Here is a 22,786-nt window from a genome sequence, read left to right as displayed (position 1 = left end):
ATTAACCACAGGGAAAAGGTTGTGCAGAATGAAGGTTATTCTATCGACACTGAACGCGAAATACATCCATACGTCACTTGCCATTCGCTGTTTGAAGGCTTACAGCGAGAAGGATTTTGATATTGAGCTTGCTGAGTATACGATCAAGGATCCCGTCATGAACATCGTGTCCGATCTATATCAGCGCGGGGCAGATGTCATCGGATTCTCCTGCTATATCTGGAATATCGAAGAGACGATCAAAGTCATTAATATATTGAAGAAGGTCATGCCGGAGGTCAAAATCATTCTCGGCGGACCTGAGGTGTCTTATGATGTGGAATATTGGATGGAGCGACTAACAAACGTCGATTTTATCGTGGTTGGCGAAGGAGAAGAGACGTTTCATCAGCTGCTGACGGAGATCGAGACGACTCAGAAATACCATTTCGTGTATGGAGTTGCCTATCGCAAGGGCGCTGAGGTTATCGTCATGCCGGGCCGTCCAAAGGCGAATCTGAATGAGCTGCCTTCGCCGCATCGTTTTGCAGAGGATATCCCGGATCTCGGTAAAAGAGTCGTGTATTTCGAAACGAGCCGCGGCTGTCCGTTTAGCTGCCAGTTCTGTCTGTCCAGTATAGAGGTCGGTGTACGGTATTATGATATTGAGCGCACCAAGGCGGATATTCTGTATCTGATTGATAACGGGGCGAAGCTGATCAAATTCGTGGATCGGACGTTTAACATCAAGCGTGATTATGCGCTCGACATGTTCCAGTTCCTGATCGAGAACCACAGAGGCTGCGTGTTCCAATTCGAAATTACGGCCGACATTATGCGTCCCGAGGTGCTCGATTATCTCGCGGAGCATGCGCCGCCCGGTATATTCCGGTTTGAGATTGGCGTTCAGTCCACGAATGATCCGACGAATGAGCTTGTGAAGCGCCGTCAGAACTTTACGAAGCTGAGCCGTACCGTAAGCAAGATCAAGGAGAGCGGTAAAATCGACCAGCATCTGGATCTCATCGCCGGCTTGCCGCTGGAGGATTACGATACGTTTCGTAAGACCTTTAACGATGTATTTGCACTAGGTCCAGAAGAGCTTCAGCTCGGATTTTTGAAAATGCTGCGGGGAACGGGGCTTCGTATCGATGCGGACAAGTATAATTACTCGTATATGGAGCATGCACCTTATGAAATACTGGGAAGCGACGTCCTTCCATTCAGCGATATTGTCCGATTGAAACGGCTGGAGGATGTGCTGGAGAAATACTGGAACGCACACCGGATGGATCATACACTGAAGTACTTGATGGAGCAGGAATTCACCTCTCCATTTGATTTCTTCCAAGCGTTCGGGGATTACTGGGAAGGACAGGGCTGGCAGAAGATCGGCCACCAGCTGGAGGATTTGTTCACCCGTCTGCGTGCATTCCTGGAGGATCGGGGTACGGCAAACATGGACGTCATCCTTGGTCTGATGAAGCTGGATTACTTCCTTGGGCACAAGTACAAGCCGCGCAAAATATGGTGGGATCTTACGCTGGAGAAGAGCGATTGGTCAGGGTATATCAAGCGCCTAATCGAGCATCCTGAAGAGATTTCTTCTATATACGAGAGCATGGCACTGAGTGAAAAAGAGCTGCAGAAGCATGCGGTACTGGAGATTTTGCCGTTCCATCTGGAGAAGGTGCTGGCTGGAGGTACTCCGGCTGCTGCCGAAGGCAGAACACTGCTGCTGGTTGTATATCAGCAAAATGAAGCGCAAAAGCCGGTTTATTTTACACTGCCGCTTGGTGCGGAAGCGAAGGCGATCTAGGATGTAAGAAGTTTAATAAAAGGGGATACCTCCTTTGAAATTCGTATGTTGTAGAAGCAATGAGTGAAGAGTAAAAAAACAGCAATGAATACAATTGATATTTTCATCCGTTTTGAAAATACGTTGTAAACAGCGAGTATAGCAATGCAGCATATCAGCAAGACCTGCGAACAGGTTCATCCTTATGACTTATTCGCAGGTCTTTTTGATATGCTCTTAAGTTGAATAATTTGAGGTAAACGAGGTGGAAGAGGAGTCGATAGAATTGGCTATGGAACAAGGAAGTAAAACAAGGAGTAGAACAAGGAATAGAACAAGGAATAGAACAAGCAATACTTGACGGACCCTATGGCTGGGTCAATGGGCCAATTCCTTAATTGTACGGATCAGATGCGCCAGACGCTTGCCATTAGTCTGTGAGGCAAAGGTGGTCAGCTCCTCGCTATGTCCCTCATAGGCAGATAGGACATATTCCTCTTCTACAATGTAATAGGTTCCGTATCGGGTAAATGAGTACTTCCCCTCTTGTCCATCTCCAGTTCCCGACATGATCGCAGTTACAATCTTCATACCGGCTTCTAATTGCGGTTCAAATCCCTGAAATTCAGCGTTATAGAACAGATCGATTGTCTCCTGCACAGGTTCACCATAGATGACCTCTTCTACACGGACTTGATAGGAGACAAATTCATAGACAGCTGGCGATAGATTTTGTTTATTTGTTTTTTCGGCAAGAGCTTCTTCCGGCGTGTTGGGCTCAGCAGGTAATTCACTGTGGAAGTTGGGATTAGGCTGCACAACTTCTGCGATAATCACAGCATCTGCCACCTCAAGTACCTGACGGAAGGGAATCTCTCTAGCCATCATATTTGGAGGGAATCCTTGTACAGCAGGGTATTCCTGTCTAAACTCGTTTATACGTTCGGGTGACAGACTAGAAGCAGCTGGGGCAACGTTAGCGCATCCCGTAAACAGGATCATGAGACATATGAGCTGCAGAATGGAGATGCGATCGCGTTTCTTTTTCATGACATCGCTCCTAAGATAAGATGAAAGATCTAGAGTGAAAATTTCTTAAACGTTTATTTACTAAGTCTTCTATGGAATTGTTTTGTTGTTCTCTATTCTAAAATGAATCTATTATATATAGCGTTGCCATTGGCAAATTAGTTTTGGGTCATGGCTAAAGAAATTAAATGAAAGTAAGAAAAAAGTAGTCATCATCCCCTTTTGCGTAAAAGAAACCTCTTGTCTAGCAATGTCCCAGGCATTATTCATATTCTCTCATAGAATAATAGAATCAAAGATTCTGAAGGAGAGATGTATCGATGTTGTGCAATTCACAAGCGATAGGAACCTGTTCCACAGCGGAAGGAACCAACACGGTGGCAATCGGCAGCTCATCCCATACGGAAGGACTGGATACGACAGCAACACAGACGGCGGCCCACGCGGAGGGATACTTAACGCAGGCGCTAGCAGATGCCTCACATGCAGAGGGAGGAGCATCCATCGCATCCGGTCTATATTCACATGCGGAAGGGGAGCAGACCGTAGCGGGTGCAGAGGCAGCCCATGCTGAAGGATATTTTACGTCTGCATCTGGATCGGCTTCGCACGCGGAGGGCGGCGGTACCATGGCGCGTGCGCTCTATGCTCATGCCGAAGGTCAAGCTACCATTGCAGATGGAGATAACTCACATGCTGAGGGATTTCTTACATCGGCAATTGAGCAAAACTCCCATGCCGAAGGCGGACTCACGATCGCAGCTGGCATTAACGCGCACGCGGAAGGTGAATTGACGATTGCGAGCGGACTTAATTCCCATGCCGAAGGACTGGAGACCACCGCATCTGGTCAGGCAGCCCATGCTGAGGGTGAAAACAATACAGCCAGCGGAAGAGCCTCCCACACTGAGGGGAACCTGAATCTCGCCAGCGGTGCTTTTACTCATGCGGAGGGGCAGCGTACCGTGGCGAGTGGCGACCAGTCTCATGCGGAGGGTAATCAGAGTATATCAAGCGGTCAAGCGGCACATGCAGAAGGAGCGATCACCACAGCTGGAGGACTTGCTTCTCATTCAGAAGGGGTCAACACGATGGCTGACAGCAACTATGCTCATGCCGAAGGGCAGAGTACTTCCACGAATGGTCTTGAAGGTGTCCACATCATGGGAAGATTCGGAGCAGCCAATGAGCAGGAGTACTCTTGGTATCTGGCGAATGGGACAAGCGCTGAAGCGCCTGGGCTGGCTGCCAAGATATTAAGCAATGGAGATGTAAGAATCGACGGGACCGTCAGCAGTCCGGCTGCAGATTATGCCGAAATGTTCGAGACGGTAGATGGACAGCCCATCGAGCCTGGTTATTTTATTGCTCTGGAAGGGGATAGGGTCAGAACTGCACGTCCGGGAGATCGATACATCTTGGGTGTGAGCAGTGCGGTGCCTGCTTATCTCGCAGACTCAGGTGAAATGGGCTGGCAAGGAAGATATGTGACGGATGAGTGGGGAAGAACAAAGTATCATGAGGTCACCGTGCCTGCTCTATTGGACAAACAAGGAGCCGTCCTCGCTCCCGAGCGAACAGAGCTTCAGCCCATGTTGAACCCTGCCTGGAATCCGAAGCAAGCGTATATTCCTAGGATGCAAAGACCCGAGTGGGTTGCCGTCGGCATGCTGGGCAAGCTGCGGGTCAGAGATGATGGATCGTGCAAGCCAGGCGAGCTATGCAACGTAGGTCAGAATGGTATCGCAACCGCTTCGACAGAAGGCTATTATGTGCTACGGAGAACAGGAGAGAGCCAGGTGATGGTGCTGATCGGGAAGGTCTTTTAGGATGATGGGGATGTTGAAGTGATGCTTCCATTCCATCAAAACTGCAGATATGTTCAGCGTCAACATCGTTAATATTGTCTGAAGTAATATGTTGTTTCACCAGTTTGTAGCTCCGTCTGGAGGATGTAAATCTTCTGCTTCTGTTATAAGCTTAAGCAAACATAATGAACCAGAAGAGGTGGCATATATATTGAACGAGATGATGCAGCAGTTCAAGACACTGAGCGGACCGATCCATTGGGGAGTGGTAACGGCTCATCTGAATATAGAACAGGAACCCGATGAATCGCTGATCAGCAACATCAGTATCATTCCAGTCGTTGGTGATCAGTATGTCGTCATGCAGCTGGAGGATGGCAGATGGGAGCTGATCGGTGGTACACTTGAGCCTGGTGAACACTATATGGATGGCTTAAGGCGGGAGCTGATGGAAGAGATCGGGGCGGAGCTAGTATCCTATCAGCCGTTTGGTCATTTTCAGTGCTCCTCAATGGCTGAAGCTGCCTATCGCCCGCATATCCCGCATCCGAATTTTATTCGTCTACTAGGATATGGTGAAGTGAAGATAGTCGCCAAGCCGCTAAATCCCGAGGATGGAGAGCAGGTATCTCTGGTGGAGCTCGTAGATATTGATGAGGCGGTAAGAAGATTTGAGTCGATCAAGCGGTATGATATCGCGGAAATGTATAGGCTTGCCCATATAATGAGGGTGGGGAAGTGAGCCCCTTGTTTAGTTGACAGCATGACTCAGTCTTCGAACCATAGGTCCAAGGCTGGGTCGTCATCTCTATAGTATAGTTATTTAGGGTATCTATTGAACGTGAGATGGATGATGAAAGTTATTGAAAGACATACAGTTACCAGTTATTATGCCGTATAACAGTTGAATTTTGCTTATGAAAGAGGGGATCGAATGAAGATTGATTTTGCAACAGAGGCGGATTATACATACATAGCAGATCGAGATCAACATATCTCTAAGGTGCTTATCGCCAGCAAGATTAGAGATAAAGAAATTTTGATGCTAAGGCACTCTTCTGAGGTCATAGGCTGGATGAGGTATGGTTACTTCTGGGATAACACCCCCTTCATGAACTTGATCTGGCTTGATGAACCTTATCGTGGCAAAGGATACGGCAAAGAGACTGTTCTCTATTGTTAGCAGCTTATGAGGCAGCAAGGCTATGCTACAGTAATGACCTCGACCCAATCCAATGAAGACGCTCAACATTTCTACCGCAAGCTAGGGTACAAGGACGCCGGCTGTTTAATGCAAGAGAATGATCCGATGGAGATCCTGTTTACCAAGAAGCTATGATATTTATCCATCAGCAGATAAAGTATGAACTGAAGAGTATGTAGCTGAAGATGTTATGGTGGGAGCATCGTCCATTTTTAGTTTAGAGAGTAAATGCAATTTATTTCCGAAGCCGACATATGTGCGACTATAGAGGTTTGTACATAAATCAAGAGCTCCGACATAAACATCTTAAACACGATGAGCATAGGAGAGTGCAGTCATGGAAACGTTCGGCAGAGGTTGTCTTTGGCTTATTCTTGGGGCTATCGGGTTATTGGTTCTTGCTTTTATCACTCAGAGCACAATCAACATCCCTTGGTTTATTTTCATTCCGGTAGTGATTCTTGTCTTCTGGTTGGCTTCTAAAAAAAGTGAAAAGTAAAGATTCTTACAAGGTCCGAAGGTATCGGCACTGACAGGCTCGTGATGAGGCTGTCTTTTTCGTGTTGCAGAAGTGGTGTACGATGCTCTCTAACGCGGTACGGGGTAATTATTCATGCGTACAATATATAAGCGAGAAGTCTTGTTAATCGGCTCTTTCCTGTTCAAACCAAAGGAAGCATCTCTATTTGAGCGTTCATTTAAAAAATGTTCAACCAGTTCTTGAAGCGGTCAGGAATTAAGATTGGAAAGTTGCTAGGTCAGGAAATTATTGCAGACTATATTACATACCTTATATAAAATAAAAATAATGAACAAACCTATAAAAGCGTTATAAAAAGAGTTATACTGAGGTAAGAATAAGTATGGAGCCGTGCTGGAACACGACTCCAAAGTACAACAACTGCATAAAGAGCAGTCGGCCACGTAAGATGGGTCGGAAGTAGACCGTTATCCTAGCCAGGGCGGTCTATTTCTTTTTCATGTAGGTGAGCAATGCCAAAATGAACATGCCGAACATGAGCATTAAGGAAAGTGCATCTTTGAGCTAGAATACATAGATAACAATTTTTACATCTTAATGGTATTTAAGAAAGTAAATACAAAGAGGGAGCAACATCTCTTTAGGAGGTGTCTATATGATGTTAGAAAAAGTTATAAATAGAATTGTAATACAAAGTGAATATAAGGATTTTGTTGATAAGTATATAGATCATATACTTGCCGAATTTAAAGGTAAGATTCATAGCATTTATATGTGTGGCTCGATTCCAAAAGGAACTGCTAAACCTTTTAAGTCAGATGCAGACTTTACTATTGTATGTGAAAATCCCACAGATATTGATTACGAAAGATTGTCAAACATTAAAGACAGGCTTTTGAAAGAATATCCATTCATTACAAAGATTGATACGATCATTTGCTCGATTGACGATGTATTAAATAAACCGAATGAGTGGGTTTTTGGGTTAAGATCATTTGTGTTTGCCTATATGGTCATGACGTTGGTGAAAAAGTACCACCGATCATTATTTCTCCAGAGTTCATTCTGGACTTAAATACAGATACCAAGGAAGAAGTAGATCGTGTACGTCGTTCACTTTCTACTGCTAGTGATCACACGATGAAAACTAGATATATTAAAGGGTATTCAAAGAGATTAATTCGTGCATTATACTCTTTGGTTTTAGTAGATACAGGTGTATGGCAAGATGACATTATTGAGATGAAGAATGCCATAATAAACTATTGCGAGATTGACTCCGCTTTAGTTGAGTATCTGTATGCTTGTTACTTGGATAGTGATGTACTTGTTGAAGAGTTTTTGGGAATTGCAGATGAAGTATATAGCTATTTTGAGAACGCTCTAAACGTAATGGCTGCTTCCAGAAATTCATTCGGCTAACAGTATATTGACGATTATGGTTGCTCTGAGAAGCGAGTGACCACATTCAGCCTCCATAAGCCCGTCGGGACGTCACTTCATTAAGTGTTCGACAAGCCTCACAACTATAAGCAGCGACTCTAAGGGGCCAGTACGTCGTCAATACAAAACGTTAGTAGAATCATCGTAAAGATAATATTAAAGTGAGTGTATCTATGAAGATCGTAAAACCAGTTATTATTGAAGACTATAATGATGACTGGCCATTTATTTTTAATGAATTGAAAGAAATACATTGCATTACATTATTGAAAGACCTTCAAGTGATTACAGGTCCCTTGTCTCCCCGATATTAGAAGTGGAATTGATGAGGGATTTCACGTTATACAAAATATTTTCAAGAGCAAATTGCAGGAGATTTCAATATGGATACTCGTGAAGTAATACTTTACTAAATTAAAAGGTAGGTGCGAACGTGATCCAATTGACAAAACGTCAGACACGGCAATTTCTGTTGTTGAAGCATGGGCTTCTAGGCGAATATAAATTTAGTGGGAAGCAGGGCGTATTGGACTTTGCTCGGCAGGCCAGCTGTATTCAATATGACCCCATCGATGTTTGCGGTAAAAACGCCGAACTGGTGCTGCAGTCGCGTATTAAGGGATTTACGAAGGAAATGCTCGCCGAGCTGCTGTATGAGGATAGAAGCCTTGTCGATTATCCTGACAAGAATCTGTCCATTATTCCTGTCGAGGATTGGCCGTATTTTGAGCGGTTCAGACAAGCCGCGAGGCTACATGGCGCACGCTATCCCGAAATGGAAGCGTTGACAGCGCAAGTAAGAGCTCATATCCAAAATTACGGTGCACTAAGTTCAAATGATTTGAAGTTGGAAGGAGATTTCTCTTGGCAATCGGCCATCCACTGGAGCAGCGGAAACAATACAACCCGTTCGGTGCTGGAACAGATGTATTCGACGGGTGAGTTGATTATCCATCATAAAAAAGGAACTCGTAAGTATTACGATATTGCCAAGAAGTACATACAGCCAAATCTGCTGAATGCATCAGAGCCGCTCGAGGATGAGCTTGAGCATTATAAGTGGCGGGTGCTGCGTAGAATCGGCTCTGTTGGTCTCTTATGGAATCGTGCGTCCGATGCATGGATGAATATATGGGGGTTGAAAACGGCTCAGCGTAATGAAGTTTTTCGCCAGCTATTACAAGAAGCACGCATTGTTGCTGTTGCCGTGGAGCAAATGAAGGATATGCTGTACTGCCTTACAGAGGATTTACTACTAATTGAAGACGTTCTGCAAGATAACGAGCCGAAACTGCGTTGCGAGCTTATTGCCCCTCTAGATAATTTCATATGGGACAGAAGACTTATCAACGAATTGTTTGGCTTCGATTACACCTGGGAGATATACATTCCTGCAATCAAACGAAAATACGGCTATTATGTGCTGCCACTATTATATGGAGAGAGCTTTATTGGACGAGCCGAGATCATCGTGGAGCGAAAAACAGGAACACTCATTGTTAAAAACATCTGGTACGAGAACGGTGTGAAGCAAACAACGCAGTTGCGAACAGCCCTGAACAATTGTCTCCGAAGGTTTGCGATTTTCAACGGGTGTGAGACGATTTCGGCAGAGATCTGACAATCTACAGTTCAGCGGTCTACGTAATACTCGACTTCTTCACCGAGATTACGTTTCCGCCAAGACTCTTGAGCACCGATTCACGCTGCGGGGTTACACCCTTGATCCGGCATTTGCCGGACATCCAGCATGCGCTGAGTCGTGAATACAGGAACGTTATACGCAAGTTCGTTAAACCTTTATGAAATAACTAATTTCTCAAAATCAATTTTCAACCCATATTTATAAAAAAAGTCGACTCCTAATATAGCATCGAAACCATAAGGTTCTTTGGTAAGTCCTAGTTGGATAGTGAATTCTTTGAGCAGGATGCTACCAATAGAGAGGTTAGAGACAATCTGTTGATAACACAATTCACTTGAGCCACCTACTCCATACATCCGAACTGATGTTCCGTTGATAAAGTCTATGTCTAGGCCAATAGGTTCAACAAGATCAGTATCAAATATGGTTGTTGAGCATCCTGTATCCAGAAGGACATTATTAAGAAGGGTTGATTTATTCTTGTAAGATAGAGGGAGTGAAACAATAGGTAGACCATCTACAAGATGGATCTTCATCGTAGACCTCTAACTCCGGTAAAGGGTTGCTCAATGACTTCAATAAATTCATTTCCGGTGTAGAATATATAGAGCTCCCTAGTAGGTTCTGACAAATGAAGTTTTTTATATGAAGCCCAGGCTAGCTTAGGGTCGTCATACTCAGAAACAACTGACATTTCTTCAATAGTTCTTTTGTGATTGTCAGAATGAGTGGCAAGAGCTTCAACTAGTACCCAACGATTAGGGTAGATCTTACGGATATGACTCCACTTCATACATGAACACCCCCGAAAAGACTTATTAATTAATTGTACAGCTCTATTTGCGAACAAGCAATGTTAATGAATTTCGAAGACGAACGAACCAGCGTATAACACCGTTTTCCTGCAGAGTCGCGTTCGCTCTTAGGTCTGCCCGAGAAAGGATACTATAAATGTCATTTAATTTCTATCATTACTTTGATAAAGACATTGGACCGTTCACGAACCTATCTAAATTAACAATTGAAGAAGCAGAAGAGGTACTAAAACAAATTCAGAGAGACGGAAAGACTTTTGCAAGTCAACGGTCAAGTGAATACATGAATATTAGAAGAGAATTAGAATCCACAGCTCGCGATCAATTTATTGCGAAAGGTGGGAAACCCCGAAACCACTATCCGCATTACATGACCTTAGAATCGTGTGAATGGATTTCAACGTGGTATAAGAACTCAGGTGTAATTGTTATTTCTAGTGAAGAGTTTTTAGAAGAGTCAGTAAGTTTTACATATGGAAATTTGTTCCCGACAATGAGATTTGAAGATGGCAAACCATATCGCAAACAAGTCTACACCAATAATGAAATCAAAGAAATTATAAGACAATATGGTTTTCCGCAAGAATGGAACATGAAGGGAGATCATGGCCCTGAAAGATATATTGAAGTCCAAGTATGGGATGAAGAAGTAATAAAGCGGTTTTTGAATGATTGACTGAATGTATATGAATCCAACATATTCACGCATCGGGTATGTGCCCAGTCGGAGTTAGATGTGGAATTGAAGAGACATGGGCATTTGCAGGAGACTTATTATTCACCTGGACACGTCCGCACCAACTAGGGGAATCGAGCTCGGCTCCTCCTGAGCCTTAAGTCAAGAAATGATTGCAATCATTGTAAAAAACTAATCAAAACAAATAAGAGCGAAGAAACAGGAGGAGTTATGTGGAAAGTATCAGTCGCATTAATAAGTTGTATTTTTATATTCGCACTCTCCGCTTTTTTGATCGAGTCAATGGAAGAAGAAATAAAGCCGGATGATGTACATGTTGAAGCAGTATTAAAAATTAAATCTAACTCTAAAATGGACCACAAAGTTGTAATGCTCGAAGTCTTAATTGATAAGAACAAGTATACTCAACATATGATCTATCCTTACATTCCAGGATTACATTCTATGTCGTTTGATAATAACGAGGAAAATGGATACTTTGTTCCGACTAGCATAGGAGTCGGACCTGGTGACGAGCAAAAAGTGTATGATACCCTAATCAATCAAAAGATTATCAACAGCACTATTGAGAAAGAGCAGCTTGGCTTAATAGGCTTCTGGAGCCCACAAGAGGCAGGGGTTCACAAAATGAGAATATATTTTCGAACAGCGGAAGATTTTAATGCAAATAATGAGATGTATTTGATTTATGTACATAAGGCAAAAGGGCTTTTCGGACAAGATATAGGCTGGACTAAACTTATTAGAGTAAAATCGAACTTGTGAGAGTAATCCTGTGAGGCTGATCGCATTAGACCCGGTGGTTTCTAGAATGCAAGAACGTAATGTGAAATCAATGAAATATAAAAAGAGGAGAGAAAATTATGCTAGCGCTTAGATTTACTCAAAAACTATTAAAAGACATGAAAACGGCTCCAGTTGAAATCGAGGAGATCGACCTATTATTTAGCTGGCATGTAAATATCCTACAACTAAGAAAAAAACACATCATATTTGTCAATGACTCCAGTCGATTATGTCTAATCATTGACGGTATTAGGAGTTCTCAAGTCGGAAAGCTGCAGGAAAAATTCATTTTTGGACTCAAAGAGTATTTACAGTTAGAAGGACTAAGAAAAAGTTTAATTGATCAATATTTTTTGGAAGCAGGAAACGTTAAGATTGGAAAAACAAATAACAAGAGTGTTCTTGGGACCATGAATGAAATGACCTTTTGTTGTGACAATGTAGTGTTTGAGCATTCATATGATCTTAGTGCCTGGTTAAACAAGATGATCTTTAAACCCATTGATTATGAAGAACCTATAAAGGTATTCAAGAAAGAAATTGAACGAAGGTATTCATAAACATAGAGTGGGTAGCATTTGTATAACTCTACTTACAAATAAGTAATGAAGAAGAATGAGACAGTGAATATCAATTAGTCTTCACAAATTATATCAAATAGAAGGTAGTGATTATATTTTGTATGGGGTAGTGCTTCATTTTGACTCAGAAACAAATCATAAAATCAATAATCTATGGGGGGAATTGAATGAGGAAGGTATATCTAGCTATGCTAACGAAATAGAGAATAGAAAGCCACATCTAACCATAGCTGATTATTCAGATTTGGAAGAGTCTAGTTTCAAGAATAGGTTCTGCGAATATTACGATTCAACTCCAAGGCTCTGTCTAACCTTTAGCATGTTGGGGACGTTCATAAAAAGTGGAGCTTTATTCTTATCTCCGAATCCAACAATGGAATTGCTAGAACTTCACTTCAATCATCATCATCACTTCAAGGAATATAATGTATTCTCCAATTCAACGTACAACCCTGAAAAATGGATACCTCACTGTACAATTGCAAACCGATTAAGCGATCAGAGGTTATTAGAAGCATTACAATACAGTACAAAAAGATTAGAGAGAATACAAGCCGAGGTGCAAGAAATATCACTTATCAAGTTGCAGTATAAGGACAATAAAAGAGTAGTTGAAACCATACTTAGTAAGGAACTTACATAAAACACTAGAGGAAATCAATATCTTGGAGATGAGTTTATGAAGCATAATTTTCTGTCAGATCCTATAGGTTTTGCAGATAGAGGTGAAAATCCTACTGTCATAACCAAGATGAAATCAGGCTACGCTGTTATCGGATTGACCCAATTTTTGCCGGGGTATTGTTTGCTTATTCGAGCACCGAAAGTGAATGAGCTTACAGATCTAGAGTACGGAGATCGTAATGATTTTTTACTTGATATGAGTCTATTAGGAGATGCTCTGAAAGAAGTATGTAAACCAAAGAGAATCAATTATTCAATTTATGGTAATGAGGCTCCATTCTTACATGCTCATGTATTTCCGAGATATGAATGGGAACCGGAGTACAATCGAAGAAACCCTGTATGGACCTATCCGGAAACAAATTGGACGGATGATCAATACCAATGGAATGAAGAGACTCACAGAGATTTATTGTTAAACATAAAAATGGTTTTGGGAAAAAGAATGTTAAGTGCTTATTAACGTTCTCAGAACGAGAACTGAAACACATTTTGTGGAAACGGTTTCGGGGGAGGGTCTGCACTTATAAGTACATCGCGCCAGGCTATTTAACTTAAAAATACTTGAAAACTCAAGAATGCTCAAATGTTATGTGGTATCAAAATAGAATTATTTATGTGAGCGAATCAAGGAGGTCTATATGATTACCACTATTTATATGGTTAGACATGCCGAATCACCTTATGACGATGGAAATGAAAGAACAAGAGGGCTTACTGCAAAGGGTAAAATGGATGTTGATAAAGTAACAAAGATACTTATTGGTGAAGGAATAGACATCATAATCTCAAGTCCCTATTCTCGAGCAGTATTGAGTGTTGAGGGATTGGCTGAACACTTAAACTTAGAGATAGAAACATTTGAAGATCTCAGGGAACGCCACTTTGCTTCAGGAGAGATTATTGATTTGATGTCTAATATTAGACATCACTTTTACAACTTTGAATATACCTTACCAGGTGGCGAGTCAAACGCAGATTGTCAGAATAGATCAGTTTCAGTACTTAACACCATATTAAAACAACACCAAGGGAAGAAAATTGCAATTGGAACACACGGTCTTGTAATGACATTGATGATGAATTATTTTGATTCAAATTATGGCTTAGAATTCTTAGATCAATTAAAGAAACCAGATATCTATAAAATGCAATTTGAAGGCCTAGAATTAAAAGAAGTGATAAGAATGTGGCATGAATAATCTAAAGTAAAGCGCTGAAGGCTAAAGCGTAATTTATGATTTTGTTTTATTTTGAAAATATTTGAAAGAAGATAAATAAACAAATCTTATAACAGGTGAAAAAAATTATGTACTCATATTTAAAGGATTTAGTAAATGTTGATTTAGTTGAATGTATTGAGAAAGAAAATATGAAATTACAACTTCTATTTATGATCCATAAGGAAAGTAATATTGGTGAATATGAACAAGTGATCAATAAATTTGGGGGGGTCAACTTTAATCCAGGATGATAGTCGATTTCCAATAATTCAAATTGAGTTTGACTCGTTTATCGGTTACTCGATCTTAAATGAGAGCTTTACAGTTTGGGATGATTATGAGCAATTTGAAGGGAATATATTTCGTGTTTTCACCAAGTCAAGATACTTGGATTACATAAGTGTCGGGACAATTGCAACCGAAGAGTACCCAGGACCATTCAAACATTATGGAATAGCTGCATTAAACCATATTGTGGACATTGTCTCTATATCAGATCCGGTTGTTAAAGTTTAGTGGCGATGGTTTCTCAGAAATGTTACTGGCATCATATAGATCACATTTACGTATCGGGTATACGCACTATAACTCGATTCACATATCTGAACACCTCCAAGAGCTTAATTGTTAATTTTACTGCCTTGTTTATAAACAAGTGAAACAACGTACATGTGAAACACTCTAATCCATAAATAAGAGGAAAACCCATGAGAAAATATGCTTTTGTTGATATCGAAGATGAAGGTGAAGTGAAGAAAGTTATGGTGTATGAAGCTGATCAAGTAGTCTACGTGTTTACCTATATTACCGTAGAAAATTTACCTTGCACTCAAGACTTTTGGTTCGAGACCTTGATTGAAGCGGAAGAATATTGTGAAGATCGATTCGGAGTTCTCGAATGGATACAGATTGAAGATCCACGGCAGGAAGATCCTCATGACTTGATTCCTACCCAACACGAAAGCATTCAAATAATACCTTCAAGCTGTCGTAAGTTAGGAGAAAGAAAATGAATCTAGATGACAATCCAATAGCGGTAAAAATAAGAAATTTAAGAGCAGATGATTATAACTGTGTTCTGAATTGGAGTAAGGATGACTCTTTTTGTTCAGCAAACGGATGGGAAAAAGATAGAAACCCACAAGAATTATATATATGGTGGCTGAAATGTGTAAATAATGTGGCTGATGATTTTATCCGAATGGGAATAGAATTTAATAAAAGGCTCATTGGATATGCTGACTTGGCCTGTATTAAAAACAATTCTGCTGAGTTAGGTATTGCAATTGGTGAAAGTACGCTGTGGGGGAAGGGACTCGGATCTCATTCAGCAAAATCTATGATCGACCACGCTTCTAAGAAATTGGGAATTACCGTCTTTAACGCAGAAACACACGATTCGAATATTAGATCGAGAAAAATGCTTGAGAGAATAGGATTCAAAGAAATTAGTAGAATTGGTAGTGAAGAATACTTAGGAGTGGACAGTCAACTTATTCAATACAGACTTAATTTGAGGAATTAAATCATAACAAGGAGGACTGATTATGGCATCTCACAAAGAAATTTATTCAAATCAAGCTGATGTATATAGTAAGAAGCCTCAATTATCAGAAGTATTATTTCATAATGGTGGGATTCACGGATTTGGTTCCTTCCTTTGTAGATTTCCAGAGGATGAAGTATGTGTCATTGCGTTAAGTAATTATTCTCAGGATATTGGTGGCATTGCTGTGCAAGTCTCTCAAGAATGAGTACTAAGTTTTTTTCATGAACCTAAGGTGGTGTCTCGTCGTGCATACAAGAACGTTATCTGAATTCAGTGAAATAGGGTACTCGAACAAAAAATATGAAATCAAAATACCTCCTTCCATGTACATCCAAGTGATCAGTTCGATTTTAACTACTTGCTTACTATCATTTGTACTTCGAACAGATGATTTCTAATCTATTTTCTTGTTTGTGATCTTATTGTTAGGCAACACAATACAAGTATTAATGTTATTGAAGAGAATCTTAAGGAACAATAATGAGCTAGAAATCACAGAAAATAAAATTAAGATAAATCATATTGAAGTACCCATACAAAAAATCGAGAAGATTATCATTCAGGGCTATTTTGTGCAGAGCATCGGTATCAAGCTATATCGAAGAAAATTAGTTTCAATGAATTTACACTTTAGATTCAAAAATGATGAAGAGATGAACATAGAAGAATTAGAACAGTGGGCAAGTACAAAAAGGATAAAAGTGACTAGTGGAAAAATATATAGATGGATATAAATAGGATGAAAAAACCAAGGTGACGTGACACCAAATATTTAACTATATTCTTATTTGGAGAGATTAATGAAAATAAATAGGAGAATTACGATGAACGAAACAGACGATTGGTTATCAAATGAAGAAGTTCAATCTTGCAAGAGAAGAATTAGTGCTCGTACGTTAATCATTGCTTTCCTCTTCTCTGTACTCATACTTGGTACTGCAATATACTTTTTGCTTGATCTTGGCTCAGACGTTGCCTCCGGAATGTGTGGAAATCTTGAGATTAGAAGAGAAGGTCAACCCGATGACGGAGCTTATGACATCGTACTCTTTAAAAGGGATTGTGGGGCCACAACCGATTATAGCTATCAATTATCAGTAATTAAGAAAAACTCGACATTAGAAAATACAACAGCCAATATTTTTATATCAGATCATGAATTTAGTGCGTCTTGGGCCAATAAGAATACAATTGAGATTAGCGGAATTTCTAATGAAGTACATAAAAAAGAAAGGAATTATAAAGGGATAAATATACATTATAATTAACCCCAATATAGACCCAAAAAAGGAGAGAACTACGTGTCGGATGTAATTCACGGTAGATATACTGCTGAAATGGAGGGTCCTTTTGTTGTATTCATTATTGGCATGAGAATAAATCGGCTATTGGCCTTTCATAAGTGGGTTCCTGTAGCAAAAGCAATGGGGCCTATGATCAAAGAGCTATACCAAAATCCGGAGATAGGATTTATGAGTACAGAGTTTTTTTGGAATTGGCGAGGGATTACCTTATTACAATACTGGAGGACGTATGACCAACTTGAGAAATATGCACGGGGAGGAACTCATCTTGTAGAATGGAAAAAATTCAATCAATCCGTGGGGACGAATGGAACGGTGGGAATTTATCACGAGACTTACATGATTCAGCCCGGACAGTATGAATGCATTTATGGGAATATGCCTAAATTTGGTTTGGCCAAGGCCGGAACACATATGCCCGCAGTCGGTAGAATGGAGACCTCGAGAAGAAGAATGGGAGGAGATAACGATCCAGCTGTTCCCACTCCTAGGAATCGACAGTAGTTTTTAAACAGAAGCGGAAAATCGTTCGAGAAAAGAGGTTACAGGTGTGAGTTATAAATCTATTCTGTTAGATCAATTAAACGCTTGTTATAACGATAAGAGCTGGTTTATTCCTCTTCATGAGATTCTAATCGACTTAAATACAGCACAAGCTGCATGGGAGACAGAGAGTAAACAATCGATCTGGTCGATCGTGAACCACCTTATTTTTTGGAATGAAAAATGGCTTGAACGATATAACGCCGGACAATTCGAATTGGACAGCACGATAAACAATGAGGATACGTTTTATGTTAATCCACATTCTATAAATGATCTTGAATGGAGTAAGTCCCTTCAGAGGCTTGAAACTGTATTTATAGATTGGAATAGGGCAATTGAGGAAAGCTCGGATGCAAAACTAATATCTGTAATCCCGTCATATTATAATGCTCCATGGTGGGGAGTAGTATCAAATTTATGTATTCACAATGCGTATCATATAGGACAGATCATGCTGCTGAAGAAGCAATTGCTAGCTGATAGCTCGAGCTAAATAAACCAGTGAAGATATTGTGCTAGAAAGTAACCCGGTAGGGAGAAGGTTTTGGGAAGAGCTCGGATTCAATTCATTATACAAACATGAGGCTAAATACGTAGATGCGGGGCGAAAAAAGCATGGAATAGAAAGGTAGTGGTTGTTATGAAAATTTTATTTCTATGCACTGATAATTATACCCGCAGCATAATAGCTGAGTTTATCTGTAAAGATTATTTAAGGAATAATCATATTTCGGACGTGCAAGTGGCGTCTGTAGGGATAAGAGCAAATAGTGACATAAGTAAGTATTCAGATCTTCATTTTAAAATTATGAATGACATGCATATCGATACATCTGAATTTAAGAGAACTCAATTTGATCATGATGCGTTTCTTAAATATGACATCATTATTGGTATGAGTGAACTACATAAGGAATTTGTAAAGAATGAATATAATAAAGACATCCACTTATTCAATGAAGTATATTTAGAGCAGAATACGCCAGTAAATATTGGAACACCAGATAGTGAAGATTTTGAAGAGAAGATGAGAGGATTAATCCAATATTTTGTGGGTGCAATACCAGTAGTGATATCGAATTTAAAACATATTCATCCATTCGGAATCACCCCTTCTATGAATCGAGAGAAAAAGGACTAAAGATGATGACAAAACCAATATCAATAAAAATACTTTCAAGTTATGAAGACGTATCCTTATTGGACATAGAATTCTCAAAAAGATATCCATGGTATACCTCGAATGATTATTTTTCTATTTGTTTAGAAGAGAATTTGGAAGGTAAGAGAGTTACTTTACTAGCTTACTATGAAGATACCTTGGCCGGTTGCTGTCACTTATTGTTTGGATCGGAATATCCCTATTTTAAACGAGAAAACATACCGGAGATCAATGACCTCAATGTTTTTCAGGAGTTTAGGAGAAAGGGAATCGCAAGTGTAATGTTTGATGAGCTTGAAGGAATAGCATCGAAGAAATTCAAATCTATAGGTCTAGGAGTAGGACTATATAAGGATTATGGGAACGCTCAAATGATGTATAACAAGCGCGGATATGTAATGGATGGTAGAGGAATTGTATATAAAAATATGGAAGTAAAACCTGGGCACCAGGTGACAGTTGATGATGATCTGTTGCTGTATTTAATCAAAGATCTGGGTGAATGATTTATGGATCGGATCATAAGACCTAACAGATGTTTATTGCAAACCATGGAGACTATATGCTACAGCACTATGTAGATAAAAATAATAAACAATCTATAATAGCATTATAAAATGAGTTATACTGAGGTAAGAATAAGTAAGGAGCCGTGCGCGAACACGACTCCAAAGTACAATAACTGCATAAAGAGCAGTCGGCCATGAAAGACGGGTCGAAAAATAGACCGTTACCTTAGGCAGGGCGGTCTATTTCTTTTTCATGTAGGTGAGCAATGCCCAAATGAACATGCCAAACATGAGCATTAAGGAAAGTGCATCTTTGACCTCCATGGGCATCACCTCCCTTCTGGGAGATTAGCCGACCACATAATAAATCGATGAAAAGAGTGGATTGAGCTATGGAACTTAGATTATTCGATAGAAATGACCTCTTGCCATGTGTAAGTACGTTTATAAGTGTTTTTAATCAAGAGCCGTGGAATGATGAATGGTCATCAGATACTGCATATCGATACTTGACCGATTTCACGAATACTCCTGGATTTATCGGTGTTGTTGCTGAAGAAGGGGAAGAAATTATTGGTTTTATCTTTGGTGCTACAAAGCATTGGTGGAGTGGAAAAGAGTTATTTATCAACGAAATGTGTGTCAGTGTACAGAAGCAGAAATCCGGTGTAGGATCAGCCCTTATGAGATTCTTAATGGAAAAGCTTGAATCAGATGGAGTAAATAACATAACGTTGTTAACGGATCGTGGTATTCCTGCTGAAGCATTCTATAAAAAGATTGGTTTTGCAGAGATTGATAGACTGGTGTTCCTGAATAAGAACTTGAATTAAGAGAATCAGGAAGACATATCATTGTCTAACACAGTATTCATTGTTCAAACTTGGTGGGCCGCAGTACATGGTCACCAAACGCTTATCAGCCGCTGAATGCGGCTTTTTTGTTATACGATGTCAAGTTATGCTTAGAACATTGGAGGGAATTACTAGTAAGTATGGAATATGAAAGGTTGTGTGCTTTAAGCCCAATCTGGCAAAATCATGATTGCGAGCTGATATTTTGACAATAGTTGGACCATCAATAGAGAAGGTCCCGTGGTATATTATTTTTCACATGCAATAAAATCTTTATCTCGATCGCTTTTCTTATTCGCTTCATATAACTCTTTGGATACGAAGGGCTTATATTTAGTTTTCCCGCCTTTGTTCTTAATTGAAGCAGATTTAGCTACTCCGCCTTTATAGACTTTGTTTAACTCAGTACAGTTCTTGTAAGTAATCACCTCAGGTTTGGCAGCGGCAGAACTAACGGATCCAATAAATAAAGTGGATACCAGCAAAAAAGCGAACGTTTTTTTCAATGGAAAACCCTCCTGTATAAATGTCAAACATAGTGATATGTATAAAAATGTAATAAACAAGCTTATGTGCTAATTATGCACAAACATGATCAGAATGTCGAGATAAACCTACATCGGCTGTGATATTAGGAAGAGTGTGGGATTGAAGAAAACACTAAATTACATTAAGGAGATTTCATAATGCACATAGAAACTGCAAGATTAGTTATTCGTGAGTTCATCAGGAATGATTGGATTGAAGTACATAAGTATGCATCCAGCTCTCAGGTAACTGAGCATACGCTGTGGGGACCCAATAATGAAGAGGAGACAAAGTCTTATGTAAGTCATCAAATTGCAATGCAACAATTAAATGAGCGAACAGATTATGAATTTGCTGTCATTCTAAAAGAAACAAACCAATTAATTGGTGGCTGTGGAATTTATATCAGAGAGAAAAATGCAGAGATCGGTTACTGTTTTAATTCTGAATATTGGGGCAATGGCTACGCTAGCGAAGCATCTAAAGTGTTGTTGAAACTAGCATTTGAGAACTTCAATATACATAGAGTCTTTGCAACTTGTCGGCCAGAGAATACGGGATCAGAAAAGGTATTGCGAAAAATGGGAATGAAGATGGAAGGTCACTTAAGGGAGCATATATGGGCTAAAGGAAAATTTCATGACTCCTATTTGTTTTCTATCTTAGAGAATGAATATAAAGAGAGGGTTGAACCATTTGGCAGCCGAAGTAACTCATAAAATTTATACGATGTGCATGATACAGGATGGATCGAAGGTTTTATTAATGAATAGACCTGATAAGCTTGGATTTCCAGGATATATAGCCCCGGGGGAAAGGTGGATTTTCCAGAGAGTATAGTTAATGGTGCAATTCGTGAAGTGCGTGAAGAGACCGGATTAATCGTTAAAGACATCATATACAAAGGTCTCGATGAATTCTGCGAACCGGATAAAGGCTTAAGATATATGGTGTTTAATTATCTGGCGACTTCTTTTGAGGGGAATTTGCTTGATCATCCTCCAGAAGGGGAGTTACGGTGGGTAGAGATTGAAGATGTACCTAAGCTACCAATGCAAGATTGGTTTAAACGAAGATTTCCTTTGTTCTTTGAAGAGGGAACTTTTGAAATGAGTTTTATATGGAATGAGAAAAGCAATTTAACGTTAGATAAGACAATCAAGAATTATGGTATTGGCGTTAAAAGTTAAGGAATAAGGTGAACTAAATGAATGATCTCCAACAGCTAGTTCCAAAACATAAACATGATTTAGAGGTCATTAATAAGCTGAGAGAACTTGATCCCAGAATGGATGTTAGTTCAATTATGGATGATTTATTTGAATGGCTGCAGGATATTAATTGGCCTGTTGCACAAGAATTATGTACGGTGCTTCCAAGATTCAAAGCGGATGATCTGCTTCCTAGAATACACAGGGTTTTAAATAGCGACGATGAATGCTGGCAATATTCATGTATCTATTTTCTCATTCCCAAATTGAATACGGATCTCCATAACGAAGTAAGAGAAGATCTGCTGAGAATCATTCAGAATCCAACACCGAGCGAAATATTAAGCGAAATTAACGAGGGCGCTAAAGAGATTTATGAAAGTTTATTCTAAAGGAAGGGAGAAATAAAGAGTTATGCAATCCTTTCGCTACTATTTAATGACAGAAGAATACGCTGCGTCCATTGCTGAATGGACATATGAAGAATCTTACTCTTTCTATAACATGGATGACAGCGAGGAGACGATCTCGGAGTTAATGAATGGTGAATATTATTACGTATTAAATAGTGATAATGAGTTGTTTGGATTTATTTGTATTGGAGAATCAGCCCGTGTATCGGGAGGTTATGAAATAGGAATTTACAATGATGATAAATGTTTAGACCTTGGGCTGGGATTAGCTCCTTCACGCACGGGGATGGGTAATGGTGCAAACTTCTTGGATGCTTCTATCAAGTTTATTATAGAGGAGTATCAAACATCTAACATTCAACTTGTCGTCGCTGCATTTAACGAACGGGCAATTAAAGTCTATGAACGGGTTGGATTTGTAAAGTCTCAATGTTTCAAAAGTCGAGTAGGAGAAGAAAAAATTGATTTTGTATTAATGAAATTAAAGGCAAACAATGAAGTGCCAGGCATACATAAACGCATATAACATAGGAGAAC

General features: G+C 39.9%; 29 protein-coding genes and 4 pseudogenes. 26 read left to right on the top strand and 7 right to left on the bottom strand.

All coding sequences use genetic code 11. The features are described from left to right. The first annotated feature begins 28 nt into the window (after positions 1-28). Positions 29-1,798: a B12-binding domain-containing radical SAM protein gene (locus TCA2_RS13030; protein ID WP_047912059.1), complete on the top strand. Its 1,770-nt coding sequence runs from the start codon at positions 29-31 to the stop codon at positions 1,796-1,798. Between the two features lie 357 nt (positions 1,799-2,155). Here TCA2_RS13030 and TCA2_RS13025 read toward each other — a convergent pair whose 3' ends face one another. Continuing rightward, on the bottom strand, positions 2,156-2,827 hold the full coding sequence (locus tag TCA2_RS13025; protein ID WP_047912058.1) for a hypothetical protein: 672 nt from the start codon (positions 2,825-2,827) through the stop codon (positions 2,156-2,158). A 299-nt stretch (positions 2,828-3,126) separates the two neighbouring features. On the opposite strand from TCA2_RS13025, the gene TCA2_RS13020 reads away from it, so the two are divergent. From TCA2_RS13020 to TCA2_RS27185, 4 genes and pseudogenes are all read left to right on the top strand, one after another. Then, positions 3,127-4,635 carry a peptidase G2 autoproteolytic cleavage domain-containing protein gene (locus TCA2_RS13020; RefSeq protein ID WP_047912057.1) on the top strand — a complete coding sequence of 503 codons (1,509 nt, stop codon included), beginning with the start codon at positions 3,127-3,129 and terminating at the stop codon, positions 4,633-4,635. Positions 4,636-4,834: 199 nt separating this feature from the next. Continuing rightward, the gene (locus tag TCA2_RS13015; RefSeq protein ID WP_152557752.1) at positions 4,835-5,356 is read left to right on the top strand and encodes an NUDIX domain-containing protein; all 522 of its coding nucleotides are present in this window, start codon (positions 4,835-4,837) and stop codon (positions 5,354-5,356) included. A gap of 192 nt (positions 5,357-5,548) precedes the next feature. Continuing rightward, a pseudogene (locus tag TCA2_RS13010) lies at positions 5,549-5,953 on the top strand (GNAT family N-acetyltransferase). A gap of 202 nt (positions 5,954-6,155) precedes the next feature. After that, complete coding sequence (locus TCA2_RS27185) at positions 6,156-6,317, top strand: hypothetical protein (RefSeq protein ID WP_193746041.1); 162 nt, start codon at positions 6,156-6,158, stop codon at positions 6,315-6,317. 468 nt (positions 6,318-6,785) lie between these two features. Here TCA2_RS27185 and TCA2_RS27590 read toward each other — a convergent pair. Beyond that, positions 6,786-6,851: pseudogene (locus tag TCA2_RS27590) on the bottom strand (putative holin-like toxin); the annotation flags it as partial. Between the two features lie 103 nt (positions 6,852-6,954). On the opposite strand from TCA2_RS27590, the pseudogene TCA2_RS13005 reads away from it, so the two are divergent. Further along, positions 6,955-7,721, top strand: a pseudogene (locus TCA2_RS13005) (nucleotidyltransferase domain-containing protein). A gap of 454 nt (positions 7,722-8,175) precedes the next feature. Further along, positions 8,176-9,363 carry a winged helix-turn-helix domain-containing protein gene (locus tag TCA2_RS13000; RefSeq protein WP_047912056.1) on the top strand — a complete coding sequence of 396 codons (1,188 nt, stop codon included), beginning with the start codon at positions 8,176-8,178 and terminating at the stop codon, positions 9,361-9,363. A gap of 19 nt (positions 9,364-9,382) precedes the next feature. Here TCA2_RS13000 and TCA2_RS27180 read toward each other — a convergent pair whose 3' ends face one another. The 3 genes from TCA2_RS27180 to TCA2_RS12990 are packed head-to-tail and all read right to left on the bottom strand — an operon-like array spanning position 9,383 to position 10,180. After that, entirely contained in the window at positions 9,383-9,529 is a 147-nt protein-coding gene (locus tag TCA2_RS27180; protein ID WP_193746040.1) for a hypothetical protein, read from the bottom strand. 13 nt (positions 9,530-9,542) lie between these two features. Next, positions 9,543-9,923: an aspartyl protease family protein gene (locus tag TCA2_RS12995; protein WP_047912055.1), complete on the bottom strand. Its 381-nt coding sequence runs from the start codon at positions 9,921-9,923 to the stop codon at positions 9,543-9,545. Further along, positions 9,920-10,180, bottom strand: a complete 261-nt coding sequence (locus TCA2_RS12990; RefSeq protein ID WP_047912054.1) for a hypothetical protein — start codon at positions 10,178-10,180, stop codon at positions 9,920-9,922. Before TCA2_RS12990 ends, TCA2_RS12995 begins: the two co-directional genes overlap by 4 nt. A 158-nt stretch (positions 10,181-10,338) precedes the next feature. On the opposite strand from TCA2_RS12990, the gene TCA2_RS12985 reads away from it, so the two are divergent. The 14 genes from TCA2_RS12985 to TCA2_RS12915 all read left to right on the top strand — a co-directional run bounded on the left by TCA2_RS12985 (position 10,339) and on the right by TCA2_RS12915 (position 19,240). After that, the gene (locus tag TCA2_RS12985) at positions 10,339-10,878 is read left to right on the top strand and encodes a hypothetical protein (RefSeq protein ID WP_047912053.1); all 540 of its coding nucleotides are present in this window, start codon (positions 10,339-10,341) and stop codon (positions 10,876-10,878) included. A gap of 231 nt (positions 10,879-11,109) precedes the next feature. Continuing rightward, positions 11,110-11,664, top strand: coding sequence for a hypothetical protein (locus TCA2_RS12980; RefSeq protein ID WP_047912052.1), 555 nt, complete (start codon positions 11,110-11,112; stop codon positions 11,662-11,664). Between the two features lie 98 nt (positions 11,665-11,762). Then, a complete protein-coding gene (locus tag TCA2_RS12975) occupies positions 11,763-12,245 on the top strand; it encodes a hypothetical protein (protein ID WP_047912051.1) in 483 nt (160 codons plus the stop codon). A gap of 118 nt (positions 12,246-12,363) precedes the next feature. Beyond that, positions 12,364-12,909, top strand: coding sequence for a 2'-5' RNA ligase family protein (locus TCA2_RS12970; protein WP_047912050.1), 546 nt, complete (start codon positions 12,364-12,366; stop codon positions 12,907-12,909). A gap of 36 nt (positions 12,910-12,945) precedes the next feature. Next, positions 12,946-13,413 carry an HIT family protein gene (locus TCA2_RS12965; RefSeq protein ID WP_047912049.1) on the top strand — a complete coding sequence of 156 codons (468 nt, stop codon included), beginning with the start codon at positions 12,946-12,948 and terminating at the stop codon, positions 13,411-13,413. A 178-nt stretch (positions 13,414-13,591) separates the two neighbouring features. Then, a complete protein-coding gene (locus tag TCA2_RS12960; RefSeq protein WP_047912048.1) occupies positions 13,592-14,152 on the top strand; it encodes a histidine phosphatase family protein in 561 nt (186 codons plus the stop codon). A 728-nt stretch (positions 14,153-14,880) separates the two neighbouring features. Continuing rightward, positions 14,881-15,186, top strand: a complete 306-nt coding sequence (locus tag TCA2_RS12955) for a hypothetical protein (RefSeq protein ID WP_047912047.1) — start codon at positions 14,881-14,883, stop codon at positions 15,184-15,186. Beyond that, a complete protein-coding gene (locus TCA2_RS12950; RefSeq protein WP_047912046.1) occupies positions 15,183-15,698 on the top strand; it encodes a GNAT family N-acetyltransferase in 516 nt (171 codons plus the stop codon). Before TCA2_RS12955 ends, TCA2_RS12950 begins: the two co-directional genes overlap by 4 nt. 22 nt (positions 15,699-15,720) lie before the next feature. After that, on the top strand, positions 15,721-15,927 hold the full coding sequence (locus TCA2_RS12945; RefSeq protein WP_047912045.1) for a hypothetical protein: 207 nt from the start codon (positions 15,721-15,723) through the stop codon (positions 15,925-15,927). Between the two features lie 619 nt (positions 15,928-16,546). Further along, entirely contained in the window at positions 16,547-16,990 is a 444-nt protein-coding gene (locus TCA2_RS12935) for a DUF5412 family protein (protein ID WP_047912043.1), read from the top strand. 33 nt (positions 16,991-17,023) lie between these two features. Beyond that, a complete protein-coding gene (locus tag TCA2_RS12930) occupies positions 17,024-17,530 on the top strand; it encodes a DUF4188 domain-containing protein (RefSeq protein WP_047912042.1) in 507 nt (168 codons plus the stop codon). Between the two features lie 46 nt (positions 17,531-17,576). Further along, positions 17,577-18,065, top strand: a complete 489-nt coding sequence (locus TCA2_RS12925) for a DinB family protein (protein WP_047912041.1) — start codon at positions 17,577-17,579, stop codon at positions 18,063-18,065. Positions 18,066-18,212: 147 nt separating this feature from the next. Beyond that, entirely contained in the window at positions 18,213-18,713 is a 501-nt protein-coding gene (locus TCA2_RS12920; protein WP_047912040.1) for a hypothetical protein, read from the top strand. A 2-nt stretch (positions 18,714-18,715) separates the two neighbouring features. After that, the gene (locus TCA2_RS12915; protein WP_238546384.1) at positions 18,716-19,240 is read left to right on the top strand and encodes a GNAT family N-acetyltransferase; all 525 of its coding nucleotides are present in this window, start codon (positions 18,716-18,718) and stop codon (positions 19,238-19,240) included. A gap of 243 nt (positions 19,241-19,483) precedes the next feature. Here the strand turns inward: TCA2_RS12915 and TCA2_RS27870 are convergent, their stop codons facing one another. After that, on the bottom strand, positions 19,484-19,567 hold the full coding sequence (locus TCA2_RS27870; protein WP_274520937.1) for a putative holin-like toxin: 84 nt from the start codon (positions 19,565-19,567) through the stop codon (positions 19,484-19,486). 68 nt (positions 19,568-19,635) lie between these two features. Between TCA2_RS27870 and TCA2_RS12910 the strand changes: the two genes are divergently transcribed. Next, the gene (locus tag TCA2_RS12910) at positions 19,636-20,076 is read left to right on the top strand and encodes a GNAT family N-acetyltransferase (protein WP_047912039.1); all 441 of its coding nucleotides are present in this window, start codon (positions 19,636-19,638) and stop codon (positions 20,074-20,076) included. 269 nt (positions 20,077-20,345) lie between these two features. Here TCA2_RS12910 and TCA2_RS12905 read toward each other — a convergent pair whose 3' ends face one another. Beyond that, positions 20,346-20,603: an excalibur calcium-binding domain-containing protein gene (locus TCA2_RS12905; RefSeq protein ID WP_047912038.1), complete on the bottom strand. Its 258-nt coding sequence runs from the start codon at positions 20,601-20,603 to the stop codon at positions 20,346-20,348. A gap of 180 nt (positions 20,604-20,783) precedes the next feature. On the opposite strand from TCA2_RS12905, the gene TCA2_RS12900 reads away from it, so the two are divergent. The 4 genes and pseudogenes from TCA2_RS12900 (at position 20,784) to TCA2_RS12885 (ending at position 22,775) form a co-directional block, all read left to right on the top strand. Beyond that, a complete protein-coding gene (locus tag TCA2_RS12900) occupies positions 20,784-21,344 on the top strand; it encodes a GNAT family N-acetyltransferase (protein WP_047912037.1) in 561 nt (186 codons plus the stop codon). Next, positions 21,295-21,815 (top strand): annotated as a pseudogene (locus TCA2_RS12895) (8-oxo-dGTP diphosphatase). The gene TCA2_RS12900 and the pseudogene TCA2_RS12895 overlap by 50 nt, the downstream one beginning before the upstream one ends. Before the next feature lie 17 nt (positions 21,816-21,832). Continuing rightward, positions 21,833-22,228, top strand: coding sequence for a DUF5071 domain-containing protein (locus TCA2_RS12890; RefSeq protein ID WP_047912036.1), 396 nt, complete (start codon positions 21,833-21,835; stop codon positions 22,226-22,228). 22 nt (positions 22,229-22,250) lie between these two features. Further along, positions 22,251-22,775 (top strand): GNAT family N-acetyltransferase, encoded by a 525-nt coding sequence (locus TCA2_RS12885; RefSeq protein ID WP_047912035.1) that lies wholly within the window; start codon positions 22,251-22,253, stop codon positions 22,773-22,775. Positions 22,776-22,786: the final 11 nt, after the last annotated feature.

This window comes from Paenibacillus sp. TCA20 (assembly GCF_000732325.1).
GTDB lineage: Bacteria > Bacillota > Bacilli > Paenibacillales > Paenibacillaceae > Paenibacillus > Paenibacillus urinalis.
Note: the sequence above shows the minus strand (reverse complement) of the source record. Positions and strands in the feature narration are given on the sequence as shown.

What these genes read in the sequence shown, in the direction of transcription:
- TCA2_RS12980 (WP_047912052.1), top strand. Translation starts at nt 11,110, where the DNA reads ATGTGGAAAGTATCAGTCGCATTAATAAGTTGTATTTTTATATTCGCA.
- TCA2_RS13025 (WP_047912058.1), bottom strand. Translation starts at nt 2,827, where the DNA reads ATGAAAAAGAAACGCGATCGCATCTCCATTCTGCAGCTCATATGTCTC.
- TCA2_RS12985 (WP_047912053.1), top strand. Translation starts at nt 10,339, where the DNA reads ATGTCATTTAATTTCTATCATTACTTTGATAAAGACATTGGACCGTTC.
- TCA2_RS12960 (WP_047912048.1), top strand. Translation starts at nt 13,592, where the DNA reads ATGATTACCACTATTTATATGGTTAGACATGCCGAATCACCTTATGAC.
- TCA2_RS12965 (WP_047912049.1), top strand. Translation starts at nt 12,946, where the DNA reads ATGAAGCATAATTTTCTGTCAGATCCTATAGGTTTTGCAGATAGAGGT.
- TCA2_RS27870 (WP_274520937.1), bottom strand. Translation starts at nt 19,567, where the DNA reads ATGGAGGTCAAAGATGCACTTTCCTTAATGCTCATGTTTGGCATGTTC.
- TCA2_RS13030 (WP_047912059.1), top strand. Translation starts at nt 29, where the DNA reads ATGAAGGTTATTCTATCGACACTGAACGCGAAATACATCCATACGTCA.
- TCA2_RS12995 (WP_047912055.1), bottom strand. Translation starts at nt 9,923, where the DNA reads ATGAAGATCCATCTTGTAGATGGTCTACCTATTGTTTCACTCCCTCTA.
- TCA2_RS12890 (WP_047912036.1), top strand. Translation starts at nt 21,833, where the DNA reads ATGAATGATCTCCAACAGCTAGTTCCAAAACATAAACATGATTTAGAG.
- TCA2_RS12915 (WP_238546384.1), top strand. Translation starts at nt 18,716, where the DNA reads ATGATGACAAAACCAATATCAATAAAAATACTTTCAAGTTATGAAGAC.
- TCA2_RS12945 (WP_047912045.1), top strand. Translation starts at nt 15,721, where the DNA reads ATGGCATCTCACAAAGAAATTTATTCAAATCAAGCTGATGTATATAGT.
- TCA2_RS27185 (WP_193746041.1), top strand. Translation starts at nt 6,156, where the DNA reads ATGGAAACGTTCGGCAGAGGTTGTCTTTGGCTTATTCTTGGGGCTATC.
- TCA2_RS12975 (WP_047912051.1), top strand. Translation starts at nt 11,763, where the DNA reads ATGCTAGCGCTTAGATTTACTCAAAAACTATTAAAAGACATGAAAACG.
- TCA2_RS12910 (WP_047912039.1), top strand. Translation starts at nt 19,636, where the DNA reads ATGGAACTTAGATTATTCGATAGAAATGACCTCTTGCCATGTGTAAGT.
- TCA2_RS12885 (WP_047912035.1), top strand. Translation starts at nt 22,251, where the DNA reads ATGCAATCCTTTCGCTACTATTTAATGACAGAAGAATACGCTGCGTCC.
- TCA2_RS12920 (WP_047912040.1), top strand. Translation starts at nt 18,213, where the DNA reads ATGAAAATTTTATTTCTATGCACTGATAATTATACCCGCAGCATAATA.
- TCA2_RS13015 (WP_152557752.1), top strand. Translation starts at nt 4,835, where the DNA reads ATGATGCAGCAGTTCAAGACACTGAGCGGACCGATCCATTGGGGAGTG.
- TCA2_RS12900 (WP_047912037.1), top strand. Translation starts at nt 20,784, where the DNA reads ATGCACATAGAAACTGCAAGATTAGTTATTCGTGAGTTCATCAGGAAT.
- TCA2_RS13020 (WP_047912057.1), top strand. Translation starts at nt 3,127, where the DNA reads ATGTTGTGCAATTCACAAGCGATAGGAACCTGTTCCACAGCGGAAGGA.
- TCA2_RS12935 (WP_047912043.1), top strand. Translation starts at nt 16,547, where the DNA reads ATGAACGAAACAGACGATTGGTTATCAAATGAAGAAGTTCAATCTTGC.
- TCA2_RS12955 (WP_047912047.1), top strand. Translation starts at nt 14,881, where the DNA reads ATGAGAAAATATGCTTTTGTTGATATCGAAGATGAAGGTGAAGTGAAG.
- TCA2_RS12950 (WP_047912046.1), top strand. Translation starts at nt 15,183, where the DNA reads ATGAATCTAGATGACAATCCAATAGCGGTAAAAATAAGAAATTTAAGA.
- TCA2_RS12990 (WP_047912054.1), bottom strand. Translation starts at nt 10,180, where the DNA reads ATGAAGTGGAGTCATATCCGTAAGATCTACCCTAATCGTTGGGTACTA.